Origin of the sequence: Advenella sp., from assembly GCF_052108595.1 — a bacterium.
GTDB lineage: Bacteria > Pseudomonadota > Gammaproteobacteria > Burkholderiales > Burkholderiaceae_B > Advenella.
The window spans coordinates 26356-37006 of the sequence record NZ_JBQEAU010000033.1 but is presented as its reverse complement, the minus strand read 5'-3'; the positions used below and the strand labels follow the sequence as shown (position 1 = coordinate 37006).

Here is a 10651-nt window from a genome sequence, read left to right as displayed (position 1 = left end):
CACATCACCGTGAATGCGGTGGCGCCCGGTTACATTGCCACGGAGTTCAATGAGGCGCTGCAAAACGATGAGCCCTTTAACCAGTGGTTGTTTGATCGCGTGCCCCAGCAAAAGTGGGGCAGCCCGGACGATATTGCCAACGCCGTGTGCTACCTGGCTTCACGGGAAGCATCGTTTGTCACCGGCCAAACGCTGGCCGTGGATGGTGGCTTTACCATCGCGTTGTAGACATGACGCAGGCGCTCAGCGGACGATATCACCCCTGAGCGCCACGCCCGTCACGAATGCACCGGCATGGCACTCATAATTAACCGTGCTCGAATTCACGTTCTTTTTGTAATAGCTGACGATATTGCTCACCCCCGTACCACCAAGCTCCCTGGCCCGCTGCTGCAACTGTTTGTAGGCAGACAGAAATGCCCAGGCGCAGGCTTTTTCATCGCTCCCCTTGCCGACCCGGCTGGTTTTCTTGTTAGTAACGGCATTGGCCTGAATCACCTGCCCTGGCCCGCTGCGTCCGAATGTCATTTTGATGGACGGGTCTACGATGTCCGCCGCTTCCGGGACGGCCAACGCCTGTGCGATCGGCAGATCATAGCGCGTATCGCGGGCATGCGCCTGCATACTTGCTACTGCCAGCAGAGCGGTCAGACATGCAATTGAAATTTTACCTGGCATTGCAATTCTCCTAAAGCAAAATACTAGAAACCACTACACTGCCCTCAGGCAGAATGTAACAACCGTGCACCGACCTGAAACGATCTGAATTCAACTGCGACATATACAGGCAGTACAGCGCCGCAAGCACCCGAATGTGTACTATATTTCTGAATCCCCCGGCGAACCGGGGCTGCTGCATATTGACCGTGAGGTCGGTGCATCACCCCGTCGTTGTCCGGCAGGAGCCATACTGCAGGTTTTCGTTTTCAAGCCAGGATATGTTAACTATTGTCACAATAAGAAACATATTATAATAATTTTTCTTTCAGCCGACACTCTGAGAATCAATAACTTCACATGCTCGCCTTTGAATTGACCATTTCCGAACAGAACGCGCTTGCCCCGGGGTTGTCCACTGCATCGCAGTGGACACGGTGGCTGCAGGCAGACGGCCCGCAGGAAAAAGAGCATAGCCGGGCACAGAACCCGCAAGAGCCGCCGGCGCTCAGCTTTCTGCCGGCCATGCAGCGACGCCGCTTAAGCGCGCTATCCCGACTGGTCTTTGCGGCAGCCTGGCCCATTCTGGAAAAATATCCGCAATGCCCTGTGGTGTTTTCGTCGCGCAATGGCGAAATCAACCGCAGTTTTCAGCTTCTGATTGAACTGGCCAAAGGCAACGGCGTTTCCCCCACCTCGTTTGGCCTGTCGGTACATAATGCCATTGCCGGCCAGTTGGCCATTCATCACGGCAATTACGCCGAACAGTCGGCCATTTCGGCCAACAGCAACGGCCTGGAAAACGCCATCCTCGACGCCTGGCTTATGCTGCAGGATGGTGCCGACCAGGCGCTGGTACTCTACGCCAACGATCCGCTGGACGCCCAATACGACATCGACATTGAACGGGGGCCTTTTGCACTGGCCTGTGCCCTGCTCGTACAAAAGGGGTCAGACTGGCGTCTATGCTGCGACACCAACACCGGCGCCCCGCTGAACGAAGACGGCAGCGCGGGGGTGTGTGCACGTCTGCTAAGCGGCCAGACGCAGTGGGCAACGCTCACTTCCCAGCCGCCTGCCCGCTGGACATGGACCCGACAGGCATGAGCCGGATCAGCGCATACCTTTGGCACAAATGGCGCTGGCTGGCCATTGCCAGCGGCTATGTCGTCTTTGGTCTGTTTGGCATTGTCCTCAAGATTGTCCTGCTGCCGTTCTCCAGCGGGCTGCTGGATCAATCCCGGCCGGCGAACCAGAAGCGGGCGCGCAGCATCCTTCAATTTTTGTGGTACCAGTTCCTGCGATACGTCCGGCTCATCGGCGGGCTCAATTACCACTTCCCCGATCAGGATCGGCTGGGCCGCCCTGGACAGGTCATTATCGCCAACCATCCCTCGCTGCTCGACGTGGTCTTCATGCTTGCCCATGCCCGGCAGTCCAACTGTATCGTCAAGCAGGGCCTGCTGGACAATCCCTTCCTGAACAGCGCCATCCGCGCTTGCGGCTTCATCTCCAACGATGGTTCTGCCCAGGTCATTGACCATGCCGTTGCTGCCTTGCAGGGCGGGCAGTCCGTTCTTATTTTTCCCGAGGGTACGCGTACCGGCGACGACAATGCCATCCGCTTTCACCGTGGCGCCTGTGCCATCGCCCTGCGCGGCGCGACGGTGATCACCCCTGTTATAATCCGGATGCATCCCCGTTGCTTTAAACGGAATCAGCCGTGGTATCACATCCCGCATGAAAAAGTTAATTATGAATTCATCATCGGCGATGACATTGATCCGGCCCACTGGAAGGCGGGAAAACATATGCCTGCGGCAACCCGGCAATTGAATGCCTATCTACAGACTTATTTTGAACGAGAACTACAGAAATGACCACAGCGCTCAATCTGGAAATCAAAGAATTAATTATCTCCAGCCTTGGACTCGAAGATATTGCGCCGGACGATATCGAAGACGCCGCCCCCTTGTTCGGCGAAGGTCTCGGCCTTGATTCGGTCGATGCCCTGGAACTGGGCCTGGCGCTGCAAAAGCACTTTGGCATCCAGTTCAACACCAAGACACAGAATTTGCGGGAACATTTCAAAGATATCAATACACTTGCTGCGTTTGTCAATGAACTGAAAAACAATCCACGTACCTGAGGGGCGACCATGAATCCATCAGACCACATTTATCAGACGCTAAAGACTGCACTGGTTGAGTTGTTTGAAATTGAACCCGAGCGTATCCGGCCTGATGCCGATCTGTACACTGATCTGAACATCGACAGCATCGACGCCATCGATCTGATAGACCATATCAAACGCGTCACCGGCCACAAGCTGCTGGCTGAAGACTTCCGCAGTGTCCGCACGGTGCAGGATGTCGTCGATGCCGTAAACCGCAAACTTACCCCTGCATAAAGGAAGCGGGCCGGTGTCGTTTCGATTGCCGCGCAGTGCACTGCGCCTGTTCAATCTGCTGGTGGTGATGGCCCTGGCCGCCTATCCGTTTCTGGTCTATTACGGCAAGGAACGGATCGGGGCCCTGTGGATTACTGCCGGTCTATTGCTGCTCTGGGGCGTGAAAAGCCTGCTAAGCCGCCAGCGCTGGCAGCAGATCGTTGTCCTGGCGCTGCTGGTCTGCGTCATGTTGTTCCAGTTGGCCGACAAGTCGGGTTTCCTTTATTTTTATCCGGTTGTCATCAATCTGGTGCTGCTGGCGGTATTTGCCGGCAGCCTGTTTACCTCCATGAGTGTCGTCGAACGCATCGCACGCAGCCAGGAACCTGATCTGCCACAATCGGCCATTCAATACACCCGAGCGGTAACGAAGATTTGGATCGTGTTTTTCATCTTGAATGGCAGCACCATTTACCTGCTGTGGCAAGCAGGTTATTTTCACGTCTGGTCACTGTATACCGGCTTTATTTCCTATGTATTGATGGGGCTGCTGTTTGCCGGTGAATGGATTTATCGACAGCATTACAAACGGAAGCATGCAGCATGAGCGAAGCTACCGGCGGCATCCTTTTGCCTTTTCCCCATGCCGACTCGCTGGTCGCAACGCGCCCGGCCATGCGCCGAGCCCAGTTCGAGGCCATTGTCAATCAACTGCAGCGGCAATTGCAGGCCCGCGGCTGCACGCATGCCGCCCTGTGGTTCGAAGATACCGCCCTGTTCAGTTGTGCCCTGCTCGGCTGCTGGGCCGCGGGCGTTCGGGTGCTGCTGGCGCCGGATCTGCTGGGCGATACCCGCGCCTGGGCACAGGCTGATGCGGCCTTGTGGATCAGCGACCAGGCGCTGTCCGACCCGGCCATGCCGGTCTTGCGGCTTGACGCCTTAACTCACACGCCGGCCGCCCCCCTGAGCGAAACTCAGGCCAATACTCAAGCGGATACCCAGGCCATCAAGCGGGCAGACCGCGCCGTACCAGCCGCCGCCGACGCGGTGCCAAGCGTGTTCCAGGAGCGCGCAGAGGGACTGTTTTTACCCCTGCCAGCCGATGCCTGCGCCTTTTTGCGCACCTCGGGCTCCAGCGGCGCGCCCCGAGTGATCCGCAAGCGCTTTGGTCAGTTGCACGCCGAAGCACTCACTCTGATTCGCGCCTGGTCGCTGCACGCGCTGCCGGCCACGCTGATCGCCAGCGTCAGCCACCAGCATATGTACGGCCTGACGTTCCGTGTCATGGTGCCATTGCATGCCGGCCTGGTACTGGACCGGATGCCATCGCGCTACCCCGAAACCCTGGCCGAGCAGACGCAGATGTACGAGCAATGCATCTGGATCACCAGTCCGGCCCTGCTGCAGCGACTACCCGACAGCCTGCCATGGTCCGCACTGCGGCCACGCCTGTCCCGCGTGGTATCTGCCGGAGGCGTGCTGGCAGAGGAAACCCGCAAGGGTTTGCTGCAACGCCAATGGCCCCTGCACGAAATTTACGGCAGTACTGAAACCGGCGTCATCGCCACGCGACACAGGCAATCGTGCTGGACGCCATTGCCCGGTGTCAGACTGGAAACCGACAGCGAAAACCGGCTTGCGGTTTGCTCGCCATGGACGGAGGGTACCGAACAGACGGCCGATGTCATCAGTCGCAGCGACGAAAACAGCTTCACACTGCTGGGCCGCACCGACCGTATTCTGAAGCTGGAAGACAAGCGGATCTCCCTGAACCGTGTGGAGCAGGCCGCCCTGTCCCACCCCTATGTCAGCGACATCCATTGTGCGCCCAGTCCGCTGGCAGGCCGGTTGTGCGCGATGGTCGAACTCTCGGCCGAAGGTATCGCGGCCTTTCGGCAGCATGGGCGTCGTCACGTGATCCAGGCTGTTTCTACCCTGGTGCGTGAGGAGGTAGACCCCTTGGCCGTGCCGCGCCACTGGCGGTTTCCGTTGGCATTGCCGCGCAATGCGCAATCGAAAATCACCCGGCAACAGGTCCACGACTGCTTCACACAGCAGGTGCGCAGCCCGCTGTGGGAGCGCTGCGCAGCCGACCCATCGACAAACCCATCGGAAAACCCATTACCGACGGCGCCGGACACGGAACGGTGCCTGAGCGCCCGCATTCCCATGGACTTGGTCTATTTCCAGGGGCATTTTCCCTCGTTTCCGCTGGTTCCCGGCGTCGTGCAGCTGGGCTGGGCACTGGCGCAGGCCCGCGCGCACAAGCTGTGCAGTGGCCAGACGCACCGAATTGAAAACCTGAAGTTTCAGCATTTTTTACGCCCGGCCGATCCCTGCACAATGACGTTAAAATGGGACAATGACAAGCGTAAACTTTATTTCACCGTGCGCACCGGCGCGACCATGACTGCGTCGGGACGCATTGCATTTGCCGATTCAGCCTGATCCCGTGCCTATCTTTGGAACCGCTGCCATGACAACACCAAAACAGCCAGTACAGACGTGCTACGGTAAATACTTATGAATCGCACGATTGCCCTGATTCCTTTCTACAACCACCCAAACACCATCGAATCGGTGGTCGGGCAGTTGCGTCGCCACGGATTGCCCGTGCTCATTGTCGATGACGGCTCCGATGCGCCCTCGCAACAAGTGCTGGACACGCTCAAAACCTTGCCGCACGTGCATGTCCATCGCCAGCCCGCCAACGGCGGCAAGGGCAGCGCCGTGAAGACCGGCTTTAAGCTGGCCGACGCAATGGGCTATACCCATGCGCTGCAGGTGGACGCCGATGGACAGCATCATCTGGACGACGTCCCCGCCTTTCTGGCACTATCCGAGCAGCATCACGATGCCGCCATATGCGGGCAGCCTGTGTATGGCGATGACATCCCCCCAGCGCGCCTGCACGGCCGCAAGGTGACCCTGTTCTGGGTGCACCTGCAGACGCTGTCGCGTTCCATTCCCGACGCGCTTTGCGGCTTCCGGCTGTATCCGCTGGCCGCGGTCCGGTTCGTCAGCGACACCCCTTATCTGGGCAACTGGATGGATTTTGACCCAGAAATTCTGATGCACCTGTACTGGCGCCAAACACCGTTGCGCTGGATCCCAACCTCGGTCTCCTATGCGGCCGATGGCATCTCGCACTACCGCATGGTGCGCGACAATCTGCTCATTACGCGCATGCATACGCGCAGTTGCCTGCATATGCTGCCGTTTCTGCCCTCGCTATTGCGACGCGCCTTCACCAAAGGTGCATCATGAGCGAACACTGGGCCACCAAACAGGAACGGGGCAATCTTTTTGCGCTCAGGCTGGTTGTCCGGCTGATCCGGTACTGCCCCATGTGGCTGCTGGGTATTCTGTCGCATATCGTTGTGCTTTACTTCTTCGTTACTTCTCCCGCAGAACGCCGCAATATCCGTGACTATCAGCACCATTTGCGATCATGGTCCGGCAGACCTGATCTGCTGCCCGCCTTTGCGCCGGTTTACCGGCAATTTGTCGCTTTCGGCCAGGCGCTGGTCGATCGCTTTGCCGTCTGGCAGGGGCGCCTGCGCTACGAACATATCGTCATTGAAGACCCCGAAGGCATCCATAGGGAAATGCTCTATGCACAAGGGCGGGGCCAGATACTTATCTGTTCGCACCTGGGCAACACCGAAATCAGCCGCGCACTGGTGTCCCATCACAAGGGCCTGGTGCTCAATATCCTGATTCACAGCAAGCATGCCCAGAGGTACAACGAGGTCATGGCCGATCTGGGGGCCGACAACGACATCCGCCTGCTGCAGGTGACCGAGCTGGACATCGATACCATGATGATGCTGCAACAGCGGATTGACAACGGGGAATGGATCGCCATTGCGGCAGACCGCGAGCCTGTGCGTGGCGAAAAGGTGGTCTCGGTTTCATTCCTGGGCGATACCGTTGCATTTCCGCAGGGTCCCTGGCTGATGGCCGGCCTGCTCAAGGCCAGCGTCAATACGCTGTTCTGCACGCGCCAGCAGGGCCGCTACGCATTGCATATTGAACGCATGAGCGATCGCATTCAATGGACGCGCCAGGATCGCGATAAAGTGATTCGATCATGGGTGCAGCGTTACGCGCAGCGTCTGGAACAGGTCTGCGTGAAGGCACCGCTGCAGTGGTTCAATTTCTACGATTTCTGGAAGCACAATGACTAAGCATCCGGGCCTGAGCATTTGCGTGCCAATGACCATTCCGTTTTTCGACGTTGATGCGATGCATATCGTCTGGCATGGGCATTATGTGAAATACCTGGAAATTGCCCGCTGCGCCCTGCTCGACAAACTGGGCTACAACTACGACGCCATGCGTGCCGCCGGCTATGTCTGGCCGATCGTGACCATGCAACTGAAGTATGTACGCCCCGCCGTCTTTGGCCAGCAGGTGCTGGTTGACGCCCACATTCAGGAGTGGGAGTCACGCTTGCGCATTGTGTATGTCATTACCGACGCGGTCTCGGGCGAGCGCCTGACCCAGGCCGAAACCACGCAGGTGGCCGTATTGCTGGAGAACCGCGAAATGCAATTTGACACCCCGCAAGACTGGCAGGACATCGTCCGCCGGGCGATGCAGTCCGAAGCCTGAATTTTTGTAGAGAGTATTGCTTTTATGTCTACCATCAAGTCCCTGTTGTCCCTATCGCGCATGACTGTCGTGCTGGCCCTGACCCTGTTGTGCCACGTCGCACAGGCCTTCTCGCTGGAAGATCTGCAAAAACAGCTGTCGGCCCACCAGACGGTGCAGGGCGACGTGCAGCAAAAACGTTTCCTGCGCTCGCTTGAACAGCCGCTGCTGAGCCAGGGCCGGTTCGTGATGGTTGCGGACAAGGGGCTGCTTTGGGAGACACGCAGTCCGATAGCCAGCCTGATTCGCATTACACCGCAGGGCATGATGCACCAGGATAGTGCGGGACGCTGGCAGCCGCTGCAACAACAGGGGGCGGGCAGCCAGACCCAGATCCGGCTGTTCATGGATCTGCTGTCGGGCAACACCCGCAGCCTGTCGGGACAATTTACGCAAAGCCTGCAAGGCGACGCCGAGCGCTGGACACTGACGCTGGACCCGGCATCGGCCGTATTGAAACAGATTTTCCAGCGCATTACGATCAGAGGAGGACGCTCGGTCGATCAGGTCACCTTGGCCGAGACACAGGGCGACAGGACCGAGATCCTGTTTTCTAATCTGCGCATCAACCAACCCCTGCCGGCCGCCGCTCAAGATGCGCTTGAACGCTGAACGAGGCTGGGCAGCGCTATATATCCTGGGGCTGCTCGGGCTGCTGCTGTATGCGGCCTGGCAGCTCGCATTTCGCCAGCCGGTGCACACCGACCTGCTGACGCTGCTGCCGCCCGACGGCGCACAAAGCGAAGTACAGGCCAGGGCGCAAGACACCATCCGGCAGACACTGAACCGGCAGATTATTGTGCTGACCGGCGCCACCGACCCGGCCAGGGCCCTGGCTGCCGCGCAAAGACAGGCACAGCAATGGTCCACCAGCGCCTTGTTCGAGCGCGTGGACCTGCACGTGGCTGCCGATCTGGACCAGTTACGCCAGGAGTTGCGTCGCATGGATCAGGCGGGCCTGCCACCGCAGGCGCGGGAAGCCCTGGCGCGCGACCCGCAGGCATGGTTTGTCCAGCGCGCTCAGCGCATCATGTCACCACTGGGTGAGCAGACGCTTATTGCCGCCGATCAGGACTGGCTGGGGTTTGCTTCCCAGCTGTCAGGCAAACTGCAGGCAAGCTCTGCCGTTCACTACGATATGGCAAGCAATACCATGCAACTGGAGGCCGACAATCGCATCTGGTATGTGATGCGCGCGCAGTTGGACGCCACAGACCAGAGTGGTCGGGATGAACAGCTGCTGGCGCTGATCGATCAGATCCAACAGCAAGCCGCACAGCAGGATGTCCGCGTACTGATGGCTGGCGCCGCGATCTACAGCGCACAGGGTAAAGCCGAAGGCGGTCAGGAAAGCACCTGGATGAGTATCACCGGCAGTACTCTGACCATCCTGTTTCTGCTGCTGATGTTCCGCTCTACGCGCATTCTCCTGCTGGCGCTGCCGGTGGCCGCCGGTCTGCTGGCCGGTTTTGCCGCCTGCATTGCCCTGTTGGGCTCCATTCACATTCTCACGCTCATTATCGGCACCAGCCTGGTCGGGCTAGTGGTCGATTTTCCACTGCACTGGCTCAGCCACGCCACGCTTGATACCCGGTGGCAGCCCTGGTCAGCCGTCAGGCGCGTATCCCGTCCCTTTATTATCAGCCTGGCAGTCACCGTTACCGGTTACCTGTTTCTGCTGCTGACCCCGCTGCCTATCTTGCAACAGACAGCAATCTTCTCGTCGGCAGCCGTCATCAGTACTTTTCTGTTTACGCGCCTGCTGCTTCCCGCCCTGTTCGACCACTGGAAGCCGCGCCCGATCCCGGGGCTGATGCCGCTTCTGGACGGCCTGCGCCGCTTTATCCGCAGCGCCGGCGAGCGCATCGGCCGCACACCCCTGCTGGCGCTACTGCTGCTGGCCGTTGCAGCAAGCGGGCTGTATCTGAGCAACTGGCAGGACGACATCCGCAACTGGGTAAACACACCGCAATCGCTACTGAACCAGGCGATACAAGTGGGCCGCCTGACCGGCATCGAACCCACCAGCCAGTACTTCATTGTGCAGGCCGCAGACCAGGAAAGCCTGCTACGCACCGAACAGCGCCTGGCCACCAGGCTGGACACGCTGGTCGCCCAGGGGCAGCTGCGCAACTACCGCGCCCTGAGCCAGTGGGTCAATCCGGCGAGCGAGCAGCAAGCGCTCAAAGCCACCTTGGCAACACTGTCGCAGCAGCCCCAGGCATGGGCGCCGCTGCACGCGCTGGGTGTGCCAGACAGGGCCTTGCAAGCCGAACTCAAGCGCCGCCAGGACCAGCCGGTGCTGACCATCGAACAGTCGCTGCGCGGCACCCTGGCCGAACCCTGGCGCGCCCTATGGCTGGGACCCGACGAACAAGGCCGGCCCAGCAGCATGATCACCATGAACGGCCTGCAGGATCCTTCTGTGTTGCCGGCGCTCATGCAAAACATCCCGGATGTGACACTTGTGGACCAGCGCAGTCACATCAACACCCTCTTTGCCCAGACCCGCCTGGAAGCGATCGTGCTGAAACTGCTTTCCTATACCGTGGGGTTTCTCATCCTGTATCGCGTCTTTGGCACCCGACCTGCGCTGCGCATTTTACTGGTGCCCCTATCGGCCTCGCTAACAGTCATGAGCCTGTCGGGACTGATCGGCATGCCCCTGAATCTGTTTTGCATTTTCGGCCTGCTGCTGGTGACCGCCATCGGCATAGATTACGCCGTCTACGCCTATACGCCCACGCTGCCGGCTGAAGAAAAAACCGCCGGAATCTTCATGACCTCGGTCACCACCATGATTACTTTCGGCCTGCTCTACTTCAGTTCCACCCCGGCGGTGGCCACGTTCGGTCTGAGTGTGGTGCTGGGGGTGCTATGCAACGTCATATATACTTTCTGGTATATGCGCGCCTTTCTCACACCCGAACCAGAATCCTGAATGAGTCA

At 59.1% G+C, this 10651-nt stretch carries 13 protein-coding genes; 12 read left to right on the top strand and 1 reads right to left on the bottom strand.

Annotated elements, in window-relative coordinates:
- The coding region (locus tag ACTIKR_RS08135) for an SDR family NAD(P)-dependent oxidoreductase (protein WP_442327589.1) at window positions 1-228 on the top strand (228 nt) is incomplete at its 5' end.
- A 15-nt stretch (window positions 229-243) separates the two neighbouring features.
- Here the strand turns inward: ACTIKR_RS08135 and ACTIKR_RS08130 are convergent.
- Entirely contained in the window at window positions 244-678 is a 435-nt protein-coding gene (locus tag ACTIKR_RS08130) for an excinuclease ABC subunit A (protein ID WP_442327588.1), read from the bottom strand.
- Between the two features lie 339 nt (window positions 679-1017).
- Between ACTIKR_RS08130 and ACTIKR_RS08125 the strand changes: the two genes are divergently transcribed.
- The 11 genes from ACTIKR_RS08125 to ACTIKR_RS08075 all read left to right on the top strand — a co-directional run bounded on the left by ACTIKR_RS08125 (window position 1018) and on the right by ACTIKR_RS08075 (window position 10643).
- Window positions 1018-1764: a beta-ketoacyl synthase chain length factor gene (locus tag ACTIKR_RS08125; protein WP_442327587.1), complete on the top strand. Its 747-nt coding sequence runs from the start codon at window positions 1018-1020 to the stop codon at window positions 1762-1764.
- Window positions 1761-2537 carry a lysophospholipid acyltransferase family protein gene (locus ACTIKR_RS08120; protein ID WP_193087883.1) on the top strand — a complete coding sequence of 259 codons (777 nt, stop codon included), beginning with the start codon at window positions 1761-1763 and terminating at the stop codon, window positions 2535-2537. Before ACTIKR_RS08125 ends, ACTIKR_RS08120 begins: the two co-directional genes overlap by 4 nt.
- Window positions 2534-2806 carry a phosphopantetheine-binding protein gene (locus ACTIKR_RS08115; protein WP_442327586.1) on the top strand — a complete coding sequence of 91 codons (273 nt, stop codon included), beginning with the start codon at window positions 2534-2536 and terminating at the stop codon, window positions 2804-2806. Before ACTIKR_RS08120 ends, ACTIKR_RS08115 begins: the two co-directional genes overlap by 4 nt.
- Before the next feature lie 9 nt (window positions 2807-2815).
- Complete coding sequence (locus ACTIKR_RS08110; protein ID WP_193087885.1) at window positions 2816-3067, top strand: acyl carrier protein; 252 nt, start codon at window positions 2816-2818, stop codon at window positions 3065-3067.
- A gap of 13 nt (window positions 3068-3080) precedes the next feature.
- Entirely contained in the window at window positions 3081-3653 is a 573-nt protein-coding gene (locus ACTIKR_RS08105) for a hypothetical protein (RefSeq protein WP_442327585.1), read from the top strand.
- The gene (locus ACTIKR_RS08100) at window positions 3650-5494 is read left to right on the top strand and encodes an AMP-binding protein (RefSeq protein WP_442327584.1); all 1845 of its coding nucleotides are present in this window, start codon (window positions 3650-3652) and stop codon (window positions 5492-5494) included. Before ACTIKR_RS08105 ends, ACTIKR_RS08100 begins: the two co-directional genes overlap by 4 nt.
- Window positions 5495-5569: 75 nt before the next feature.
- Complete coding sequence (locus ACTIKR_RS08095; RefSeq protein ID WP_193087888.1) at window positions 5570-6313, top strand: glycosyltransferase family 2 protein; 744 nt, start codon at window positions 5570-5572, stop codon at window positions 6311-6313.
- On the top strand, window positions 6310-7236 hold the full coding sequence (locus ACTIKR_RS08090; RefSeq protein ID WP_193087889.1) for an LpxL/LpxP family acyltransferase: 927 nt from the start codon (window positions 6310-6312) through the stop codon (window positions 7234-7236). Before ACTIKR_RS08095 ends, ACTIKR_RS08090 begins: the two co-directional genes overlap by 4 nt.
- The gene (locus tag ACTIKR_RS08085) at window positions 7229-7663 is read left to right on the top strand and encodes an acyl-CoA thioesterase (protein WP_442327583.1); all 435 of its coding nucleotides are present in this window, start codon (window positions 7229-7231) and stop codon (window positions 7661-7663) included. The genes ACTIKR_RS08090 and ACTIKR_RS08085 overlap by 8 nt, the downstream gene beginning before the upstream one ends.
- 24 nt (window positions 7664-7687) lie before the next feature.
- Window positions 7688-8314, top strand: a complete 627-nt coding sequence (locus tag ACTIKR_RS08080) for an outer membrane lipoprotein carrier protein LolA (protein ID WP_442327582.1) — start codon at window positions 7688-7690, stop codon at window positions 8312-8314.
- On the top strand, window positions 8304-10643 hold the full coding sequence (locus ACTIKR_RS08075; protein ID WP_442327581.1) for an MMPL family transporter: 2340 nt from the start codon (window positions 8304-8306) through the stop codon (window positions 10641-10643). The genes ACTIKR_RS08080 and ACTIKR_RS08075 overlap by 11 nt, the downstream gene beginning before the upstream one ends.
- Window positions 10644-10651 lie beyond the last annotated feature (8 nt).

Bases quoted from the DNA above. Each gene is read 5' to 3' on its own strand.
- ACTIKR_RS08130 (WP_442327588.1), bottom strand. From the start codon at position 678: ATGCCAGGTAAAATTTCAATTGCATGTCTGACCGCTCTGCTGGCAGTA.
- ACTIKR_RS08110 (WP_193087885.1), top strand. From the start codon at position 2,816: ATGAATCCATCAGACCACATTTATCAGACGCTAAAGACTGCACTGGTT.
- ACTIKR_RS08100 (WP_442327584.1), top strand. From the start codon at position 3,650: ATGAGCGAAGCTACCGGCGGCATCCTTTTGCCTTTTCCCCATGCCGAC.
- ACTIKR_RS08125 (WP_442327587.1), top strand. From the start codon at position 1,018: ATGCTCGCCTTTGAATTGACCATTTCCGAACAGAACGCGCTTGCCCCG.
- ACTIKR_RS08080 (WP_442327582.1), top strand. From the start codon at position 7,688: ATGTCTACCATCAAGTCCCTGTTGTCCCTATCGCGCATGACTGTCGTG.
- ACTIKR_RS08120 (WP_193087883.1), top strand. From the start codon at position 1,761: ATGAGCCGGATCAGCGCATACCTTTGGCACAAATGGCGCTGGCTGGCC.
- ACTIKR_RS08090 (WP_193087889.1), top strand. From the start codon at position 6,310: ATGAGCGAACACTGGGCCACCAAACAGGAACGGGGCAATCTTTTTGCG.
- ACTIKR_RS08115 (WP_442327586.1), top strand. From the start codon at position 2,534: ATGACCACAGCGCTCAATCTGGAAATCAAAGAATTAATTATCTCCAGC.
- ACTIKR_RS08085 (WP_442327583.1), top strand. From the start codon at position 7,229: ATGACTAAGCATCCGGGCCTGAGCATTTGCGTGCCAATGACCATTCCG.
- ACTIKR_RS08095 (WP_193087888.1), top strand. From the start codon at position 5,570: ATGAATCGCACGATTGCCCTGATTCCTTTCTACAACCACCCAAACACC.